This window comes from Kitasatospora saccharophila, assembly GCF_039529925.1.
GTDB lineage: Bacteria > Actinomycetota > Actinomycetes > Streptomycetales > Streptomycetaceae > Kitasatospora > Kitasatospora saccharophila.
Map to the genome: position 1 here is coordinate 107,468 of NZ_BAAANS010000009.1, position 18,505 is coordinate 125,972.

Genomic DNA, 18,505 nt, shown 5'->3' on the forward strand with positions numbered 1-18,505 from the left:
TCTACTCCGGGAGTTCGGGGTCGGCGGCCAGGGCCTGGGAGGAGCGGGCGGCGTAGTCGCGGTCACCCAGCAGGACGGCGTCCAGGCCGTCGGACTCGGCCAGCCGGACCTGCACGGCCTCGCGCAGCGAGGTGGGCAGGTTCTTGCCCACGTAGTCGGCGCGGATCGGGAGTTCGCGGTGCCCGCGGTCGACCAGGACGGCGAGGCGGACGGCGCGCGGACGGCCGATGTCGCCCAGCGCGTCGAGCGCGGCGCGGATGGTCCGGCCGGAGAACAGCACGTCGTCGACCAGGATCACCAGCTTGCCGTCGATGCCCTCGGCCGGGATCTCGGTGTGCTCCAGGGCCCGCGCGGGCTTCAGCCGCAGGTCGTCCCGGTACATGGTGATGTCCAGCGTCCCGAACGGGATGTCCCGGCCGGTGATCTGGGTCAGCTTGGCCTGCAGCCGGCGGGCCAGGTGGACGCCGCGGGTGTGGATGCCGAGCAGCACCACGTCCTCCGCGCCCTTGGCGCGTTCCACGATCTCGTGGGCGATCCGGGTGACGACCCGGGCGATGTCGGTGGCGTCCAGCACCTGGTGCGGGGCGCGGGGGGTGGAACTGGGTGTGGTCATGCCGAAGCGGACCTCCTTCCCCGCCTCACGGGACGGGTCTTAAAGGATGTCTGGAATGGTTTCCGGCCGCAGCCGGAGCCGCGTCAATGGTAGCAGCGTGCTGATCGAAGGCCGTTCGCCGCCCGTTCGCACGAGTGCCCCATTCGGCTTGACGCGCAACCCTCACTCTACGTAACCTCACAGTGAGTTACGAAGGTGCTCCGCAGCGAGCCCTCCGTCGCTCACTTTTCGGCGCACGCGAAGCAAGCGCACGCGCAGCAATCTCGTCCGGGGAGATCCATGTCCAGCGACTACGCGAAGCAGCTCGGGGCCAAGCTCCGGGCGATCCGCACTCAGCAGGGGCTCTCCCTGCACGGCGTCGAGGAGAAGTCCCAGGGCCGCTGGAAGGCCGTGGTCGTCGGCTCCTACGAGCGCGGCGACCGCGCGGTCACCGTCCAGCGCCTCGCCGAGCTGGCCGAGTTCTACGGCGTGCCGGTCCAGGAGCTGCTGCCCGGCGGCACCCCGGGCGGCGCCGCCGAGCCGCCGCCGCGCCTGGTCCTCGACCTGGAGCGGCTCACCCAGGTCCCGTCCGAGAAGGCCGGCCCGCTGCAGCGCTACGCCGCGACCATCCAGTCGCAGCGCGGCGACTACAACGGCAAGGTGCTCTCGATCCGCCAGGACGACCTGCGCACGCTGGCCGTCATCTACGACCAGTCCCCCTCGATCCTCACCGAGCAGCTGATCAGCTGGGGCGTGCTGAACCCGGACGCGCGGCGCGCCGTCCGCGAGGAGGACGCGAGCTGACCTGCGGTCGGCTCCCCGTCTGAAGAAACGTCACAGCGGGGCGGGACACCGGCGATCGCCGGTGTCCCGCCCCGCTGTCGCCGTCCCGGAACCGCCGGCTCAGACCACCGTGCCCAGGCTGAACCCGGGGGCCGCGGCCACCCCGGCCACCGCCAGCTCGGCCGGCGACCACTCGTAGCCGGTGCTCCGCCAGGCCCAGGCCACCTGCCGGTACTCCCCGCACAGCGCGCCCGAGCCCTGCGTCCCGTGCAGCACCGCGGCGCCCGGCAGCTCGCAGTACAGCCCGGCGCACAGCACCGCGGTGACCAGGTCCAGGTCCTCGTCGTTGATCCGCACCGCGCCGTCCTCCCAGTGCAGCACCCGCGCCCGGGCCTCCAGCGGCCCGCCCGGCGCGTCCACCACCACCCGGAACTCGTAGGCCCCGCAGCCCGCGCCCACCAGCACCCGCCGGAACACCTCCGACGCCTGCTGGTACGTCCACCGCACCCGCGGGTCGGCCGCCGCGCCCTCGGCGCCGCACAGCGCGCCGTCCATCAGCAGGTCCGCGTGGCACAGCACGAGGCCGCCCTCCCGGGCCCGGACCAGCCGGGGCAGGAAGTCCGCGAGGTCCTCGCCGCGGTAGGTCACCAGCTGGGTCCGCAGCGGCGGGTTGACCAGGTAGCCGTCCCGCGCGACCTGCTCCCGCACGTCCAGCCCGTGCAGCAGGCAGTAGTCCGCGAAGTCCTCCGGGTGGAACATCCGCGCCCGGACCGTCCCGTACTCCTCCACCGCCCCGGCCAGCAGCTCCCCGGCCTCCCGCAGGTACGTCCCGTAGTCCGGCGCGTCCGTCACCCGCCAGGACCGCACCCGCTCGAAGTCCGCCTCGCCGGTCAGGATGCCCGTCACGAACGCCTCCTCGCTCCGCTGCGAGGGCTCTGCACTGCAACGGCGCGGCCGGCGGCTGTTCCTGGACATCGGTGGCTCCCGGGGTTCTCGGTCGAGCAACTGCTGCCCCACTCCTCCCCGCCCACACCCGTCCCACACACACGCCCCGTCACAACTCTGCAACCGACCGTCAGGAGCGAGAGCGAAGCCAGGGGCTCGGGGAACGGCGAGTCGATGCTGCGCATGGGCCCCGTCAGGGGCCCGGGGAACGGCGGGCTCGTGCTGCTGACGGCCGGAGCCCATCGAAGGTCCATGCTGCTGCGTGTCTTTGACCGAACCCGAAGCAGAAGCGCGCCACGGCAGTGCACCGCCCGCAGCCACGGCCTCGCCGTTCCCCGAGCCCCTGGTGGTGCCCTCCTACCGGGGCGCCATGGCCAACTGCCGGGACTGGGCGACCAGTCGCCCGTTCTCGTCCCAGACCTCGCAGTCCTCCTCGAAGTACCCGCCGGCCACGTTGCGGGTGGCGTGCGAGACCCGCAGCCAGCCGTCGGCGGGCAGGGCGCGGACGTGGACGGTGAGTTCGATGGTGGGGGCCCAGCCGGGGCGGCCGAGGTCGAAGGTGACCGGGGGGAGGGCGTCGGCGGTGAGGAGGAGGGAGAGCGCGTCGGCGGGGCGCTTGTCGGCGAGCCGGAACCAGCCCTGGATGCGCCCCTGCTTGGACGGCTGGCCGAGCGCCCAGCCGATGGTGGCCGGGTCGAGCCGGAGGTCGAGGCGCTCCAGCAGGGCGGCCTGGGCGAGGAGTTCGCGCGGGGCGTGCTCGACGCCCACGCACTGCTCGGGGGCGGGCAGTTCGGGCGGGAGCGCGGTGGTGGCGACCTCCTCGTCGAGCGCGGCGAGGTCGGTGAAGGAGGCGGTGACCCGCAGCCGCTCCTGGCCGCCCTGGGAGAGGATCGCGCTGCCGGTGGTGAGGCTGCGGCCGCGCCGGAGGATCTCGGTGCGGACGGTCGCGGGCCCGGGCCGGGAGGCGGACACGTAGGTGCCGCTGACGGTGAGCGGGTGCGGGTGGGCCGGTCCGGCCTCCCGGGCGAGCGCGTGCGCGGCGAAGGCGAGCAGCAGGCCGCCGTTGACGCCGCCGCCGATCTGCCAGCCGTCGCCGAGTTCGCCGTCGTGACGGCCGGGCTCGTCGGGGTGCGGGGTGAGCGCGATCCCCTGGTCGAACTCGAAGGCGGGGGTGCTTTCCGGCATGGCTTCGCGGCCCTTCTGCGCGGCGGAACAGAAACTACTTGCCGGTAGCTTACGCGCGGAGGCCGCCGGACCAACAGGTCCGACGGCCTCCGAGGGGGCGTGCGGGGCTCAGCGCCGGATGCTCGGCTTGAGCTCCATGAAGCGGGCGAGCAGGCCGTTCACGAAGGCCGGCGACTCGTCGGTGGAGAACTCCTTGGCGATCTCCACCGCCTCGTCCAGGACCACCGCGTCGGGCGTCCCGTCCTCCCAGATCAGCTCGTACGCACCGAGCCGGAGCACGTTGCGGTCGGCGATCGGCATCCGGTCCAGCGTCCAGCCCACCGCGTAGGTGGAGATCAGGTCGTCGATGGTGCGCGCGTGCTGCGCGTACCCCTCGACCAACTGCATCGTGTACTCCGCGACCTGCGGAATGCCCTCGTCCGGACGGGGGTCGCGCGCCCGCGCGATCCAGTCGGCGAGCACCCGCTCGGGGGACACGCTTCGGTGGTCCGCCTCGAACAGGATCTGGAAGGCCCGGGTGCGGGCCTTGCTACGAGCAGCGGCCACGGTTACTTGACCCGGCCGAGGTAGCTGCCGTCGCGGGTGTCGACCTTGACCTTCTCGCCGGTGGTGACGAAGAGCGGCACCTGGATCTCGGCACCGGTCTCCAGGGTGGCGGGCTTGGTGCCGCCGGTGGAGCGGTCGCCCTGCACGCCCGGCTCGGTCTCGGCGATGACCAGCTCGACCGCGGCGGGGAGCTCGACGTACAGCGGGACGCCCTCGTTCTGCGCGACCAGGGCCTCGAAGCCCTCCAGCAGGTACTTGGCGGCGTCGCCGACGGTGGCGGCGTCGACCGGGACCTGGTCGTAGGTGTCCATGTCCATGAAGATGAACGCCTCGCCGTCGCGGTACGAGTACTGCATGGTCCGCTTGTCGACGTTGGCGGTCTCGACCTTGATGCCCGCGTTGAAGGTCTTCTCGACGACCTTGCCGGAGAGGACCTCCTTCAGCTTGGTGCGCACGAAGGCCGGGCCCTTGCCGGGCTTGACGTGCTGGAACTCGACGACGGTCCAGAGCTTGCCGCCGTCCAGCTTGAGGACCATGCCGTTCTTGAGATCGTTCGTGGTAGCCACGGGCGCACTTACTCCTGATATGTCCGCTGTCAAAGAGCACCAAGCAGGCGCGCCGCCGGCGCCCGCCCGGCGGCGGACTACAGCGCGAGGAGCTCCTTGGTGGTGATGGTGAGCAGCTCGGGCCCGCCCTCCTCGGGAGGCCGCACCACGAGCGTGTCCTCGATCCGGACGCCGCCCCGGCCCGGGAGATGGACCCCTGGACCGACGGTGACCGGCACGCGATTGTCCAGTTTACCCATGTCGGCGGGCCCCAGGCGCGGAGCCTCCCGGTTCTCCAGCCCGATGCCGTGTCCCAGGGCGTGGACGGAGTGCTCGGCGTGGCCCGCGGCCTGGAGGATCGAGCGGGCGGCGTCGTCCGGGACGTGCTGCTCGACGCCGGGTCCGAGGGCCTCCCGGCCGGCCCGCTGGGCGTGGAAGACCAGGCGGTGCAGCTCGACCTGCCAGGCGGCGGGGGCGGCGCCGATCACGAAGGTGCGGGCGGTGGAGATCCCGTAGCCGCGGTAGCGGGCGCCGAGCGCGACGGTGAGGAAGTCGCCCTCCTCGACCCGCCGGTCGGTGGGCTGGTGCTGCTCCAGGCCGGAGTGGCTGCCGGTGCCGACCGAGACCGGGAAGGCGGCCCGGTCGGCGCCGTGGTCGATCATCCGGCGCTCCAGCTCCATCGCCAGGTGCCGTTCGGTGCGGCCGACCAGGATGGATTCGAGCAGTTCGCCGAGGGCCTGGTCGGCGATCTCGGCGGCGATCCGCAGGTCGGCGATCTCGTACTCGTCCTTGACCACCCGCAGCCGCTCCACCGCCCGGTCCAGGTCGAGCAGCCGGGCCGTCCCGGCGAGCCGGGCGACGGTGCGGTGCCTGGCCACGGTGAGGTCGTGCTCCTCGACGGCGAGGTCGCGCACCCGCAGCCGGGCGGCGGCCTCGGCGGCGGCGGACGCGGCGTCCGCCTCGGCGGGCACCGGCAACCGGGTGACCTCGGGGTCGGCCTGCCGCTCGCCGCCCTCCTCGGGTTCGGCGCCCTCGGGCGCCGCGAGCACCGCGCGGTCGCGGGTGAGCAGCAGTGCGGCGCCCAGCGGCGGGCAGCCGGTGAGGTAGCGGACGTTGGCGGCGCGCGTGATCAGCGCGGCGTCGGCCCCGGAGGCGCTGCAGTACTCGCGGAGGCGTTCGCGTCGGGCGGCGTGCGCGTCGGACATGGTCCGAGCGTACGAACGGGTCGGGGCGGCCGCCCGTCGGAACCGGCTGGGCGGGTGGGGAATGCCCGCGGGGGTGCCCGTGTTGTGGCGTAGTGAAAACGGCAATCGTTGCCGGGAGAGGGAGGTCGAGACGATGGCACGCAGCGAACTGCGACCGGTGGTCACGCTCCGGTCCACGGCGGGGACGGGCTTCGCGTACGTGACCCGCAAGAACCGCCGCAACGACCCGGACCGGATGGTCCTGCGGAAGTTCGACCCGGTGGCCGGGCGGCACGTGGAGTTCCGCGAGGCCCGCTGATCCGCACCCGTCCGATCCAGCACGCACCCAGCGAGGAGGAGCAGTCATGCAGCAGGGAATCCACCCCGAGTACCGTCCGGTGGTGTTCCGGGACAAGACCGGGGGCCTGTCGTTCCTGACCCGCTCCACCGCCGCGAGCGAGCGGACGGTCGAGTGGGCCGACGGGCGGACGTACCCGGTGGTCGACGTCGAGACGTCCTCGGCGAGCCACCCGTTCTACACCGGCCGGGCCCGCCTGATGGACACCGAGGGCCGGGTCGAGCTGTACCGGCGCCGGTACGGCGGCTGACGGCGCGCGGAGCGAGGGGCCCCGGGTTCGCCCGGGGCCCCTCGCCCGTTCAGGCGCCGGGCGGGGGGACGGAGACCACCATGGTGACCCGGCAGGGCACCTCGCCGTCGTTGCGGTAGCCGTGCGCGGTCCCGGCCTCGTAGGAGGCGGTGGACCCGGCCGGGACGCGGTGCTCGCGACCGTCCAGGACGAGGGTGAGGACGCCCTCGTCGACCCGGGCGATCTCGACGCTGCCGGGCGGGTGCGGGTCGGAGGCGTGCGACTCGCCGGGGTGCAGGAGCCAGGCCCACAGCTCCAGCGGGCCGGGGGCCTCGGCGCCGCCGAGCAGGGTGCCGCTGCCGCCGTCGGGGCCGGTCCACAGCCGGACGGCGTCCTCGGCGGGGACGATCCGGACGGCCGAGGCGGCGTCGTAGTCGAGCAGCCGGGCGATCGAGACGCCGAGCGCGTCGGCGAGCCGGACCACGGTGCCGATGCTCGGGTTGGTGCGGGCCTGTTCGATCTGGACCACCATGCCGCGGCTGACCCCGGAACGGGCGGCCAGCGCGTCCAGGGTGTGGCCGCGGTCGAGGCGCATCCGCTTGAGGTTGCGGGCGAGGGCCTGGGTGACGAGGTCGGGTTCCGGCACGCGGGGTCCCTGTTCGGGTCGGGGCGGGCCGCGCTCCGGCGGCCGGGGAGGTCCACCGAACTGTACTGCGCGGCCCGCCCGACGGTGCGTCAGGAGGCTCCGGCGCCCGCTCCGCCGAAGGCCCGGGAGCGCTTGGCGATCCGCCAGTAGCCGATCGCGGCGGCCCAGACCACCACGAACAGGCCGACGATCACGAAGCCGACGTTGTCCAGGCTGAGGCCCGCGATCCAGCCGGTGACGGGGTCGGCCAGGTCGAACTTGTCGTGCAGCACCGCGACCAGCTCGATGGTGCCGATCACGAAGGCCACCGCGATCGACAGCCCGGTGATGGTCAGGTTGTAGTACACCTTGCGGACCGGGTTGGCGAACGCCCACTGGTAGGCGAAGTTCATGAACGTGCCGTCCAGGGTGTCGAACAGGCTCATCCCGGCGGCGAACAGCAGCGGCAGGCAGACCACCGCGTACCAGGGCAGCCCGGAGGCCGCGCCGGAGCCCGCCATCACCATCAGGGTCACCTCGGTGGCGGTGTCGAAGCCCAGGCCGAGCACCATCCCGACCGGGAACATCTGGCCGGGGCGGCTGATCGAGCGGGTGGCCCGGTTCAGCAACCGGGCCAGCAGGCCGCGGGCGTTCAGGTGCTTCTCCAGCTCGGCCTCGTCGTACTGGCCGGCCCGCATCGCCCGGAACACCCGCCAGATGCCCAGCAGGGCCACCAGGTTGAGCGCCGCGATCAGGTAGAGGAAGGCGCCGGACGCGGTGGTGCCGATGGTGCCGAGCACCCGGTGGGTGGTGGAGTCCTCGTCCATCAGGGTGCCCGCCAGCGCCGCGCCCCCGGCCACCAGGCCGGCCATCAGCACCACCATCGAGGAGTGGCCGAGCGCGAACCAGAAGCCCACCGAGACCGGGCGGCGGCCGTCCGCCATCAGCTTGCGGGTGGTGTTGTCGATCACCGCGATGTGGTCGGCGTCGAAGGCGTGCCGCATGCCCAGGGTGTAGGCGGTGACGCCCAGGCCGACGCCGAACACCTGGGTGCCGACCTTGTAGTCGTGCGGCGCCACCAGGAACAGCAGCGTCCCGAACGCCACCACGTGCAGCGCCAGGATCACCGCCATCAGGCCGGCCGTGCGCAGGGTGTCCTCGCGCCGCCAGCGGAAGGAGGGAAGGGGGGAGCCGGGCTTGTGCCCGGGCAGGGTCGACTCATGCGCGGTCATCCGCGTTCACGCTCCAGCACCTCGTGGATCACTTCGTGAGATGCCGTGGCCGGTCTCCTGGCTGACGGGGTGTTGCGCGCCGGCTCCCGGCCTTCCCGGCCGCGAGCGGCCAGTGGCACGGGGTGGGAGCCGACGACTCCCCGATCACAGTGGCGAGGGCCGCTCCGGACTCCTGCGTCCCACTCTCGTGACGGACACAGTGCACCGGCTTCCCGAACACCACGGCCCGCCCACCGTAGGCCCGCCGGGGGCGCGGCGGCAAGGGCGCCCCCGGATCCGGGTGGCGCAGATCACGCCTGGTCAGGGCCGTGCTGACGAGCGGTCAGGCCGTCCGGGCGGCTCAGGCCATCCAGAAGAAGACGCAGGTCATCCGCTTCTGCTCCAGCGTCGCGCCGTGGTACTCGGTCGCGGTGTGGATCAGGTTGGCGGTGTAGAGCAGCAGCCGGTTGTAGCGGTGCGGGACGGCCAGGTCCTCGGTGAACGAGTCCGGCGGGACGAAGCGGGTGCCGAGCGCGTCCACCAGGTTGTCGTGCGGGGCGACCACGCTGTTGCCGCCGAGCCGGCCGCCGGGGAAGCTCTGCCGGTGGAAGCTGGTGCCGCAGCGCTTGGGGACGGCCGGGTTGAGGTACAGCACGGCGGCGTACCGGCACAGCGAGCGCGAGTCGGTGTGCGGGCGCGGCTCGCACTCCCCCGCGCCGACCACCTGCACGCAGTTGTGGTTGAAGGTGCCGCCCCCGGCCTCGTCCAGCGCCCAGATCCGCTCCGCCCCGGTGGCCCCGCGGACCAGCTCCTCGACGTGCGCCAGCTCGTCCGGCTCCAGCCCGGGCATCGCGCGCAGCCCCGGCCAGGACTCCGGCCGGTACGGGTAGCCCTCGTCCCAGTCCGTGCGGGCCAGGTGCCGGGCCCGCACCGCGTCCGGGTCCGGCAGGACGTCGTCCAGCACCCAGTAGTCGCGTCCCCTGGTGGGCTTGCGGTACGGCAGGACCGGGAGCGCCGGGGTGGGGCGCGGGCCCTGGAACGGTTGCACGGGCATGCACCCGACAATAGGAGCGCCGTTCCGGGCCCTCGCCCAAGGCGTGGTCAACCTTGCGTCAAGGCTTGATCCGCCGACGGCCCGTCAGACCCGCTGGCAGCGCGGGCACCAGAACAGGTTCCGGGCCGCCAACTCCTCGGTGCGGACCGGGGTTCCGCACACCAGGCAGGGCTGGTCGTGGCGGCGGTAGACGTACACCTCGCCGCCGTGGTCGTCCACCCGCGGGGGGCGGCCCATCGCCTCCGGGGTGTGCTCGGGGCGGACGGTGTCGATCCGGCCGGCGGCCACGCCGTCGTGCATCAGGGCGACCAGGTCCGTCCAGATCGCGTCCCACTCCGCGCGGGAGAGGTCGCGGCCGGCCCGGTGCGGGCTGATGCCGAGCCGGAACAGCACCTCGGCGCGGTAGACGTTGCCGACGCCGGCCAGCACCTTCTGGTCCATCAGCAGGGCGGCGACCGTGCTGCCGCTGCGGGAGATCCGCTGCCAGGCCGCGTCGCCCGCCTCGCCCGGGCGCAGCGGGTCCGGCCCCAGCCGGCGGTGGACGGCGGCCTTCTCGGCGGGGGTGAGCAGTTCGCAGGCGGTCGGGCCGCGCAGGTCGGCGTAGCCGCCGTCGTTGACCATCCGCAGCCGGACCTGGCCGACCGGCGCCGGGGCCCCGCCCGCGCCGAACTCGTACTTGCCGTACAGGCCCAGGTGCACGTGCAGCCAGTGCTCGCCGAAGCCGAGGAACAGGTGCTTGCCGTGCGCCTCCGCCTCGTCCAGCACCCGCCCGTCGATCAGCGCGGCCCCCTCCGCGAAGCGCCCCTGCGGGCTGGACACCCGGACCGGGCGGCCGCCGAACCGCTCGTCGTTCTCCCTGGCCAGGCGGTGGATCACATGCCCCTCGGGCACCGGCGTCAACTCCTCGGTCGTGGTGGTCGGCGAGGAGTCCATCCTCCCAGGACGCACGGACAGCCCGACCCGGCCGGGGTCAGCCGCTTTCGGGCCGGTGGCAGCCGCACCTTCAGAGGGTGGCGGCGGTGTCGCGCAGGGTGGTGAGCGCCTCGCGGGCCAGGGCGGTGAAGTCCTGGCCGGGGCGGGCGGTCCAGCGGGCCAGGGCGGTGCCCAGGGCGAGCAGGGTGAGCTGGGCGGTGAGGACGGCGGCCGGCTCGGGGACGCCGCGCTCGCGCAGGGCGGCGGTGAGGGCGGTGACGAGGGCCTCGCGCTTGAGGAGTTCGCGCTCGGTGAGCTCGGGGTTGGCGGCGATCACCTGCTGGCGCTCGCAGACCGTCCCGTACCGCTCGGCGGTGAAGGCCTGCTCCCCGGCGGCGGCCAGCGCGGCCCCGGCGGCCTCCAGCGGCCCGGCCCCGGGCGGGGCGGCGGCGATCGCACCGGTGAACAGCCGGGCCAGCACGTCGCCGCCGGAGAGCACCTCGCGCTTGTCCGCGAAGTGCCGGAAGAAGGTGCTCTTGGCCAGGCCCGCGCGTTCGGCGATCTCGGCGACGGTGGTGCGGTCGTAGCCCTGCCGGACGAAGAGTTCCAGCGCGGCGCGCCCCAGCCGCTCGCGGGCGTTCGGGTCCCATCTGGCCATGATCCGAAGTCTACGTGACGGGACTTGGTCGCATCATGCCGCTCCGCGAGCTATGGTGACGAGACAAGGTCTCATCACTGGAGGTCCACCATGCACGTCTTCGTCACCGGAGCGACCGGCCACCTCGGCTCCGCCCTCGTCCCCGACCTGCTCGCGGCCGGCCACCGGGTCACCGGCCTGGCCCGCTCCGACGCCTCCGCCGCCGCCCTCACCGCCCTCGGCGCGGACGTCCGCCGCGGCGACCTCGACGACCTGGACGGCCTGCGGGCCGCCGCCGCGGCCGCCGACGGCGTCGTGCACCTGGCCTTCAAGCACGAGGCGATGCTCGGCGGCGACTACGCCGGCGCGATGGCCGACGACCTGAAGGCCGTCCGGGCCCTGGTCGAGGCGCTCGCGGGCACCGGCAAGCCCCTCGTCGGCACCGGCGGCACCGGCGCGGGCGGCGCTCCCGGCCAACTCTCCCTCGAAACCCGGGTCGCCCCGGGCGCCCCGCGCACCGAAGCCGAACAGGCCCTGGTCGACGCGGCCGCCGAGGGCGTGCGCACCAGCGTCGTCCGGCTGCCCCCGGTCGTGCACAGCCCGCTCGACCGGCACGGCTTCGTCCCCATCCTGATCCGCACCGCCCGCACCACCGGCACCTCCGGCTACCTCGGCGAGGGCACCAACCGCTGGCCCGCCGTCCACACCCTCGACGCGGCCCGCCTCTACCGGCTCGCCCTCGAACACGCCCCCGCCGGCAGCCGGCTGCACGGCGTGGACGACCAGGGCGTCCCCTTCCGCGAGATCGCCGAGCGCATCGGCATCCGCCTCGGCCTCCCCACCGCCCCCGTCGAAGAAGCCCGCGCCGCCGAACACTTCGGCTTCCTGTCCCGCATCGTCCCCCTCGACATGCCCGCCTCCGCCGAGACCACCCGCACCCTGCTCGACTGGCAGCCCACCCACCCGAGCCTGCTCGACGACCTGAACGAGGACCACTACTTCACCGAGAACTGACCCACCCCCCAGCCCCGCCGCCTCTCCCCCGCCCCAACCCCCTCGCCGCGCAGCGAACCCTCAACGCCCCTGCAGCCGGCTCAGGATCGCGTGGTCCAGTGCCGCCGCCGTCTCCGGCACGCTGAGGTTGGAGTTGTCGATGATCGGGAGGCCGGAGGTGCGCCAGCCGGCCATCCGGCCGTGGATGCGGGCCACTTCGTCGTCGGAGAGGCGCCGGTTGCCGGAGCGTTCGGCGTTGCGGGCGAGGACGCGGTCGAGGCCGGGGAGGAGGACGACGGGGATCATGCCGGGGCCGATGTGGCGCTTCCAGCCGCCGAGGCCGATGGCGGGGCGGTCGGGGAAGACGGCGTCGTCGATGATGCAGGAGATGCCGTTGGCGAGGTAGTTGCGGCAGGCGAAGCCGCAGGTGCGGCGGGCGAGCCGGTACTGCGCCTCGGAGTCGGTGTTCCAGCCGGACTGCGGGTTGGCGAAGCCGGACTGGACCCACTCGCGGACGTCGTCGAGGCTGATGTGGGCGGTGGGGGTGGGGCGACGCTCGGCCCAGTAGCGGGCGACGGTGGTCTTGCCGGCGCCGGCCGCGCCGATCAGCAGGACGGCGATCGGGCCGATCGGGGCCGGGGCGGGGAGCGCGGGCTGGTGCGGGGGCGGGGCGGGCAGTTGGACGGCGGTTCCGCTGGGCAGCAGGAAGTGTCCGGTGCCGCCGGGGGCTATCGGGGCGACGGCCTTGAGCGGCACGGTCGGCCGGTCGGGCCGGGGCGCGGTGGGCCCCAGGGCGGGCATCGGCTGGGTGCTTCCGGAGTACGGCGGCTGATGGCCCGTCGGGTGCGGATGCGGGTGCGGATGCGGGTGCGGGGCAGCGGCCGGCCGGGGCGGCACCTGGCCCCCCGCGTGCTGGTTCTGCGCGTACTGGCTCACCGCCACCTCCCTGCGCCGAATGTACACGTGGGCCCGGTGGCGGGCACAAGTCCGCCACCGGGCCGGGGTGCCGTCAGCGACTGGTGAGCTGCTCGGCGAGGGCACGCAGGGCGAGTTCGTACGAGCCGAGGCCGAATCCGGCGATGGTGCCGGAGGCGACGGCCGCGATGACCGAATTGTGGCGGAAGGTCTCGCGGGTGTACGGGTTGGAGATGTGCACCTCGATCAGCGGCGCGGTGCGCTGCGCGGCGGCGTCGCGCATGGCGTACGAGTAGTGCGTGAACGCGCCGGGGTTGATCACCACGGGGGTCCCGGCGTCCGCCGCCTCGTGCAGCCAACCGACCATCTCCGCCTCGGAGTTGGTCTCCCGGACCTCCACGTCGAGGCCGAGGTCGGCGCCGAGCTTCGCGCACCGCTCGACCAGTCCGGCGTACGAGGTGGAGCCGTACACGTCGGGCTCGCGGGAGCCGAGGCGGCCCAGGTTGGGGCCGTTCAGCACCAGGACGGGCCTGCTCATCCGGAGACCTCCCCGTAGGCGGCGACCAGCACGGACGGGTCCGGGCCCTCCAGGATGGAGGTCTTGGCCAGGCCGTCCAGGACGACGAAGCGCAGCAGGTCGCCGCGCGACTTCTTGTCGATCTTCATGGCGTCCAGCAGCTTCGGCCAGGCGTCCGCGCGGTAGGTGAGCGGCAGGCCGACGGAGGCCAGCACGGCCCGGTGGCGGTCGGCCGTGGCGTCGTCCAACCGTCCGGCCAGGCGGCCGAGTTCGGCGGCGAAGACCATGCCGATGGAGATCGCCGCGCCGTGCCGCCACTTGTAGCGCTCGTTGCGCTCGATGGCGTGGCCCAGGGTGTGGCCGTAGTTGAGGATCTCGCGGCGGCCGGACTCCTTCAGGTCGCCGGAGACCACGTCGGCCTTGACCTGGATGGCGCGCCGGATCAGCTCCAGGGTGTGCGGGCCGGACGGGCTGGTGGCGGCCTCCGGGTCGGCCTCGATCAGGTCGAGGATGACCGGGTCGGCGATGAAGCCGGCCTTGATCACCTCGGCCAGGCCGGAGACATAGTCGTGCTTGCCGAGCGTCTCCAGGGTGCCGAGGTCGGCCAGCACGCCCGCGGGCGGGTGGAAGGCGCCCACCATGTTCTTGCCCTCGGCGATGTTGATGCCGGTCTTGCCGCCGACGGCCGCGTCGACCATGCCGAGCAGCGTGGTGGGCACCGAGATCCAGCGCACCCCGCGCAGCCAGGTGGCCGCGACGAAGCCCGCCAGGTCGGTGGTGGAACCGCCGCCGAGGCCGACGACGACGTCGCTGCGGGTGAAGCCGGTCTGGCCGAGCACCGACCAGCAGTACGCGGCGACCTCGGCGCTCTTGGCGTCCTCGGCGTTCGGCACCTGCAGGGCGATGGCCTCGTAGCCCTGCGCGGCGAGGTCCTCGCGGATCGCCTCGCCGGTGGCCTCCAGCGCCTCCGGGTGGATGATCGCGACCCGCTTGGCCTTCGGGCCGATCAGCGGGGCGAGCTCGCCGAGCAGCTGCTGGCCGATCAGCACCTCGTACGGGGCGTGGCCGTCGCTGCCCGCGACCTGGATCCTGACAATGTCGGCGTCAGACATGGGGGTCCTTCAACTCCAGTGCTTCGAGTGCGGCGTCGGCGACCTGCTCGGGGGTGCGGCCCTCGGTGTCGACCACGGCGGTGGCGACCTCCAGGTAGAGCGGGCGGCGGGCCTCCATCAGCTCGCGCCAGCGGGCCCGGGGGTTGACCGCGAGCAGCGGGCGGGGGGCGTCCAGGCCGACCCGCTTGACCGCGTCGCCGAGCGCCACCTCCAGGAACACCACCGGCAGCGGGGCGAGCAGCGCCCGGGTCTCCTCGGCCATCACGGCGCCGCCGCCGAGCGCCAGCACGCCGGCGTAGCCGGTGGCGGCGGCCCGGACGGCCTCCCGCTCCAGCTGCCGGAAGTGCGGCTCGCCCTCGTCGACGAAGATCTCCGGGATCGGCTTGCCGGCGGCCTGCTCGACGTCGGCGTCGGTGTCGCGGAACGGCAGCCCGAGGCGTTCGGCGAGGACCCGCCCGACGGTGGACTTGCCACTGCCGGGCGGGCCGACCAGCACCACCGCGGGCGTGGCCGGCGTGCTCATCGGACGATCAGGTTGTCGAGGTACGACTGCACGTTGCGGCGGGTCTCGGAGACGTTGTCGCCGCCGAACTTCTCCGCCACCGCGTCCGCCAGGACCAGCGCCACCATCGCCTCGGCGACGATGCCGGCCGCCGGGACGGCGCACACGTCGGAGCGCTGGTGGTGCGCCTTGGCGGGCTCGCCGGTGCGCACGTCCAGGGTCTGCAGCGCGCGCGGGACGGTCGCGATCGGCTTCATCGCGGCCCGCACCCGCAGCAGCTCGCCGGTGGACAGGCCGCCCTCGGTGCCGCCGGAGCGGCCGGAGGTGCGCTTGATGCCCTCGGGGGTGGGGACGATCTCGTCGTGCGCCTGCGAGCCGGGGATCCGGGCCAGCTCGAAGCCGTCGCCGACCTCGACGCCCTTGATCGCCTGGATGCCCATCAGCGCGGCGGCCAGCCGGGCGTCCAGCCGGCGGTCCCAGTGCACGTGCGAGCCGAGGCCGACCGGCACGCCGTACGCCAGCACCTCGACCACGCCGCCGAGGGTGTCGCCGTCCTTGTGGGCCTGGTCGATCTCGGCGACCATCGCCTTGGACGCGTCGGCGTCCAGGCAGCGCACCGGGTCCTCGTCCAGGCGGGCCTCGTCGGAGGGCAGCGGCAGCACGCCGGCCGGGGCCTTGGCGGCGGCCAGCTCCACCACGTGGCTGACGATCTCGATGCCGCAGGTCTCCTTGAGGTAGGAGCGGGCGACCGCGCCGAGCGCGACCCGGGCCGCGGTCTCCCGGGCGCTGGCGCGCTCCAGGATCGGGCGGGCCTCGTCGATCGAGTACTTCTGCATGCCCGCCAGGTCGGCGTGGCCGGGGCGGGGGCGGGTCAGCGCCTCGTTGCGGGCCAGGCCGGCCAGCACCTCGGGGTCGACCGGGTCGGCCGACATGACCTGCTCCCACTTCGGCCACTCGGTGTTGCCCACCATGACCGCGACCGGGGAGCCCATGGTCTCGCCGTGCCGGACGCCGCCGAGGAAGGTCACCTCGTCCTGCTCGAACTTCATCCGCGCGCCGCGACCGTAACCGAGCCGCCGGCGGGCCAGCGCGTCGGCCACCATGGCGGTGGTGACCGGCACCCCGGCCGGCAGGCCCTCCAGCGTCGCGACCAGAGCGGGGCCGTGCGACTCCCCCGCCGTGAGCCAGCGCAAGCTACCCACCGAAAGCTCCTTCGTCAGCGGCCCGCGCCGTGAACGGCGGCCGGCCCGGCGTCTCGTCCTGCCCGGCCGCGGGAACGCGACGGGGCGGATCCGATCCTTTCACGTCCCGCAGGTCACCGGGGCCACGGTCCGCGTGGCGGACAGCGGGCGTCAGGAAGTGGACAGCACCGCCGCCCCCCGCACGACGACCTGCTCGACCCGTCCGCCCGCCTGCCCGACGCCTGCCCGGCCCACCCTGCCGCCGAGCCCGCTCAGCCCGCGAGCGCCGCCTCCCCCGCCGCCCGCATCGCGGCCAGCGGGCCGCGCTGCACGCCGGTGAACCGCTCGAACTGCAGCACCGCCTGGTGCACCAGCAGGTCGAGCCCGCCCAGCACGGTGCCGCCGCGCTCCAGGCAGGCCGCGGCCAGCTTCGTCGGCCACGGGTGGTACAGCACGTCGAACAGCACGCCCGGGGCCGCCGTCAGCTGCGCCGCGAAGCCGTCGGTGGCGCCGACCGGCGTGGTGGAGACGGTCAGCGGCCCGTCCAGCGCCCGCGCGCCGTCCGCCCAGTCGGCGGTGCGCACCGGCACGCCGAGGCGCTCCCCGAGCTCCCGCATCTCGGCGGCCCGCTCGGCGCTGCGCACGTACGCGGTCACCTCGCCGTCGCAGACCTGGGCCAGCGCGGCCAGCGCGGAGGAGGCGGTGGCCCCGGCGCCCAGCACCGCGGCCGACCCGACCCGTTCGACGCCGCGTTCGCGCAGCGCGTTGACCAGGCCGGGGACGTCGGTGTTGTCGCCGTGCCGCCGCCCGTCGCGGTCGATCACCACGGTGTTGACGGCGTCCACCGCGCGGGCGGTGGCGCTGACGGTGTCCAGCAGCGGGCGGACCGCCCGCTTGAGCGGCATGGTCAGCGACAGTCCGGCCCACTCGGCGGGGTCGAGCCCGGCGACGAAGTCCGCCAGGGTCGATTCGTCGATCTCGTACCGGTCGTAGTGCCAGTCGGCGAGCCCGAGCGCGGCGTACCCGGCGTTGTGCAGGGCCGGGGAGAGCGAGTGGGCGATCGGCGAGCCGAGCACGGCGGCCCGGTGCGGGGTGGTCACGAAACGGCCTTTCCAGGATCAACGGGACGGGCGGGGCGGTGCAGGTGGACGTCGACCGGGTCCTCGGACTCCAGCGCGAAGCCGTGCCGTTCGTACAGCCGCCGGGCGGGGCTGCCGTTCAGCACGTTCAGCCGGACGGCCAGGCCCCCGGCGTCGGCCCGGTCCAGCGCCGCGCGCAGCACCGCGGTGCCCAGGCCGCGGCCGTGCAGCTCCGGGCGGAGGTAGAAGTGCTCCAGCAGCAGGGTGCCGGGGCGCTCGTCGGGGGCGAGCGCCAGGCAGCCGGCCAACGGCTCGGCCGGGTCCGGCAGTTCGACCACCGAGGTGTGCTCGGGCCGGTACGCGTCACGCATCCGCTGCCGGACCCGGTGCTCGTCGTAGCGGCCGAGCCGCTCCAGGTCGGGGCGCATCACCCCGGCCCGCAGCTCGACCAGCGGTTCCAGGTCGGCGGCGGTGGCGGGGCGCAGCGTCCAGGCGGGGAGTGCGCTCACTCGGTGCCCCGGCGGGTGCGGGCGGACCAGCGGCCCTCGCTGTGGGCGATCCGGATCGGGTGCCGGAAGCACTCGGAGACCAGGTCGGTGGTCAGCACCTCGGTGGCCGGGCCGGCCGCGGTGGTCAGGCCGTCGCGCAGCAGCAGGGCGTGGCTGGTGGTCTCGGGGAGTTCCTCCAGGTGGTGGGTGACCAGCACGGACGCCACCTCGGGGTAGCGGGCGCGCAGTTCGTCCAGGCTCTCCAGGAGTTGTTCGCGGGCGGTGAGGTCGAGCCCGGTGGCGGGTTCGTCGAGCAGCAGCAGCCGGGGCTCGGGCATCAGCGCGCGGGCGATCAGGGCCCGGCCGCGCTCGCCCTGGGAGAGCGTGGTCCAGGGGTTCTCGGCGCGGTGCGCGATGCCCAGGGTGCGGATCAACTCCTCGGCGTGGTCGAGCTGTTCGGCGGTGGGCTTGTGCCACAGGTCCGGCTCGATGGTCTGCGTGGTGCCGGTCAGCACGACCTGGCGGACGGTCAGCGGGGAGCGCAGCGGGTGCCGCGGGTTGACGTGCCCGAGGTGCGCCCGCAGCTCCCGGACGTCGACCCGGCCGAGCTGCCGCCCGAGCACCTTCACGGTGCCGGCGGTGGGGTGCTCGACCGCGCCGAGCAGCGACAGCAGGGTGCTCTTGCCCGCCCCGTTGGCCCCGAGCACCGCCCAGTGCTCGCCGGCCCGGACGGTCAGCGAGACGTCCCGCAACAGGTACTGCCCGCCCCGCACCACGTCGACGTGGGCGGCCTCCAGCAGGGCGGGTTCGGGCAGGTGCGGCGTCTTCTCCGGTGTCTCCATCCGGATCACGCTACTCGCCCCACCCGGCTGCCCCGCAAAGCCGTTCCACCCACCGGAACACGGCGGCGCG

The 18,505-nt window shown here is 74.1% G+C and carries 23 protein-coding genes and 1 riboswitch; of the genes, 4 read left to right on the plus strand and 19 right to left on the minus strand.

The features are described from left to right. Position 1: 1 nt before the first annotated feature. Complete coding sequence (pyrR, locus tag ABD345_RS09115; protein ID WP_344551430.1) at positions 2-613, minus strand: bifunctional pyr operon transcriptional regulator/uracil phosphoribosyltransferase PyrR; 612 nt, start codon at positions 611-613, stop codon at positions 2-4. A gap of 279 nt (positions 614-892) precedes the next feature. Between pyrR and bldD the strand changes: the two genes are divergently transcribed. Continuing rightward, a complete protein-coding gene (gene bldD, locus ABD345_RS09120) occupies positions 893-1,396 on the plus strand; it encodes a transcriptional regulator BldD (RefSeq protein WP_030459171.1) in 504 nt (167 codons plus the stop codon). A 99-nt stretch (positions 1,397-1,495) separates the two neighbouring features. On the opposite strand, the gene ABD345_RS09125 is transcribed toward bldD, so the two are convergent. From ABD345_RS09125 to ABD345_RS09145, 5 genes are all read right to left on the minus strand, one after another. Next, positions 1,496-2,281, minus strand: coding sequence for a hypothetical protein (locus ABD345_RS09125; protein ID WP_344551431.1), 786 nt, complete (start codon positions 2,279-2,281; stop codon positions 1,496-1,498). Between the two features lie 396 nt (positions 2,282-2,677). Further along, complete coding sequence (locus tag ABD345_RS09130; protein WP_344551432.1) at positions 2,678-3,505, minus strand: thioesterase family protein; 828 nt, start codon at positions 3,503-3,505, stop codon at positions 2,678-2,680. A gap of 108 nt (positions 3,506-3,613) precedes the next feature. Beyond that, positions 3,614-4,051 (minus strand): transcription antitermination factor NusB, encoded by a 438-nt coding sequence (nusB, locus tag ABD345_RS09135; protein ID WP_344551433.1) that lies wholly within the window; start codon positions 4,049-4,051, stop codon positions 3,614-3,616. 2 nt (positions 4,052-4,053) lie between these two features. After that, on the minus strand, positions 4,054-4,617 hold the full coding sequence (gene efp, locus ABD345_RS09140) for an elongation factor P (RefSeq protein ID WP_111555856.1): 564 nt from the start codon (positions 4,615-4,617) through the stop codon (positions 4,054-4,056). Between the two features lie 77 nt (positions 4,618-4,694). Further along, positions 4,695-5,801, minus strand: a complete 1,107-nt coding sequence (locus tag ABD345_RS09145) for an aminopeptidase P family protein (RefSeq protein ID WP_344551434.1) — start codon at positions 5,799-5,801, stop codon at positions 4,695-4,697. Between the two features lie 133 nt (positions 5,802-5,934). On the opposite strand from ABD345_RS09145, the gene rpmG reads away from it, so the two are divergent. Both rpmG and ABD345_RS09155 read left to right on the plus strand, forming a co-directional pair. Further along, positions 5,935-6,099, plus strand: a complete 165-nt coding sequence (rpmG, locus tag ABD345_RS09150) for a 50S ribosomal protein L33 (RefSeq protein ID WP_344551435.1) — start codon at positions 5,935-5,937, stop codon at positions 6,097-6,099. Positions 6,100-6,145: 46 nt separating this feature from the next. Further along, positions 6,146-6,388 (plus strand): type B 50S ribosomal protein L31, encoded by a 243-nt coding sequence (locus ABD345_RS09155; RefSeq protein WP_344551436.1) that lies wholly within the window; start codon positions 6,146-6,148, stop codon positions 6,386-6,388. Between the two features lie 49 nt (positions 6,389-6,437). Here ABD345_RS09155 and ABD345_RS09160 read toward each other — a convergent pair whose 3' ends face one another. The 5 genes from ABD345_RS09160 to ABD345_RS09180 form a co-directional block, all read right to left on the minus strand. Then, positions 6,438-7,013, minus strand: a complete 576-nt coding sequence (locus ABD345_RS09160) for a helix-turn-helix domain-containing protein (RefSeq protein WP_344551437.1) — start codon at positions 7,011-7,013, stop codon at positions 6,438-6,440. Positions 7,014-7,102: 89 nt separating this feature from the next. Beyond that, complete coding sequence (nicT, locus tag ABD345_RS09165; RefSeq protein ID WP_344551438.1) at positions 7,103-8,224, minus strand: Nickel transporter NicT; 1,122 nt, start codon at positions 8,222-8,224, stop codon at positions 7,103-7,105. A gap of 30 nt (positions 8,225-8,254) precedes the next feature. Beyond that, positions 8,255-8,463, minus strand: a riboswitch (cobalamin riboswitch). 101 nt (positions 8,464-8,564) lie between these two features. Then, positions 8,565-9,257, minus strand: a complete 693-nt coding sequence (locus ABD345_RS09170) for a DUF6445 family protein (RefSeq protein WP_344551439.1) — start codon at positions 9,255-9,257, stop codon at positions 8,565-8,567. Between the two features lie 84 nt (positions 9,258-9,341). Then, positions 9,342-10,148, minus strand: a complete 807-nt coding sequence (locus tag ABD345_RS09175) for an Fpg/Nei family DNA glycosylase (RefSeq protein WP_344551499.1) — start codon at positions 10,146-10,148, stop codon at positions 9,342-9,344. A 112-nt stretch (positions 10,149-10,260) separates the two neighbouring features. Next, entirely contained in the window at positions 10,261-10,827 is a 567-nt protein-coding gene (locus ABD345_RS09180) for a TetR/AcrR family transcriptional regulator (protein WP_344551440.1), read from the minus strand. 90 nt (positions 10,828-10,917) lie between these two features. Between ABD345_RS09180 and ABD345_RS09185 the strand changes: the two genes are divergently transcribed. Next, positions 10,918-11,820 (plus strand): SDR family oxidoreductase, encoded by a 903-nt coding sequence (locus ABD345_RS09185; protein WP_344551441.1) that lies wholly within the window; start codon positions 10,918-10,920, stop codon positions 11,818-11,820. Between the two features lie 60 nt (positions 11,821-11,880). Here the strand turns inward: ABD345_RS09185 and ABD345_RS09190 are convergent, their stop codons facing one another. The 8 genes from ABD345_RS09190 to ABD345_RS09225 all read right to left on the minus strand — a co-directional run bounded on the left by ABD345_RS09190 (position 11,881) and on the right by ABD345_RS09225 (position 18,435). Continuing rightward, complete coding sequence (locus tag ABD345_RS09190; RefSeq protein ID WP_344551442.1) at positions 11,881-12,762, minus strand: AAA family ATPase; 882 nt, start codon at positions 12,760-12,762, stop codon at positions 11,881-11,883. Between the two features lie 46 nt (positions 12,763-12,808). Next, complete coding sequence (aroQ, locus tag ABD345_RS09195; protein ID WP_344551443.1) at positions 12,809-13,252, minus strand: type II 3-dehydroquinate dehydratase; 444 nt, start codon at positions 13,250-13,252, stop codon at positions 12,809-12,811. Next, positions 13,249-14,343: a 3-dehydroquinate synthase gene (gene aroB, locus ABD345_RS09200; protein ID WP_344551444.1), complete on the minus strand. Its 1,095-nt coding sequence runs from the start codon at positions 14,341-14,343 to the stop codon at positions 13,249-13,251. Before aroB ends, aroQ begins: the two co-directional genes overlap by 4 nt. Beyond that, positions 14,336-14,866, minus strand: a complete 531-nt coding sequence (locus ABD345_RS09205) for a shikimate kinase (RefSeq protein ID WP_344551445.1) — start codon at positions 14,864-14,866, stop codon at positions 14,336-14,338. The genes aroB and ABD345_RS09205 overlap by 8 nt, the downstream gene beginning before the upstream one ends. After that, on the minus strand, positions 14,863-16,047 hold the full coding sequence (gene aroC, locus ABD345_RS09210; RefSeq protein ID WP_344551446.1) for a chorismate synthase: 1,185 nt from the start codon (positions 16,045-16,047) through the stop codon (positions 14,863-14,865). The genes ABD345_RS09205 and aroC overlap by 4 nt, the downstream gene beginning before the upstream one ends. Before the next feature lie 251 nt (positions 16,048-16,298). Next, positions 16,299-17,126 carry a shikimate dehydrogenase gene (locus ABD345_RS09215; protein WP_344551447.1) on the minus strand — a complete coding sequence of 276 codons (828 nt, stop codon included), beginning with the start codon at positions 17,124-17,126 and terminating at the stop codon, positions 16,299-16,301. Then, positions 17,123-17,614, minus strand: coding sequence for a GNAT family N-acetyltransferase (locus ABD345_RS09220; RefSeq protein WP_344551448.1), 492 nt, complete (start codon positions 17,612-17,614; stop codon positions 17,123-17,125). Before ABD345_RS09220 ends, ABD345_RS09215 begins: the two co-directional genes overlap by 4 nt. Further along, positions 17,611-18,435: an ABC transporter ATP-binding protein gene (locus ABD345_RS09225; protein WP_344551449.1), complete on the minus strand. Its 825-nt coding sequence runs from the start codon at positions 18,433-18,435 to the stop codon at positions 17,611-17,613. Before ABD345_RS09225 ends, ABD345_RS09220 begins: the two co-directional genes overlap by 4 nt. Between the last annotated feature and the right edge of the window lie 70 nt (positions 18,436-18,505).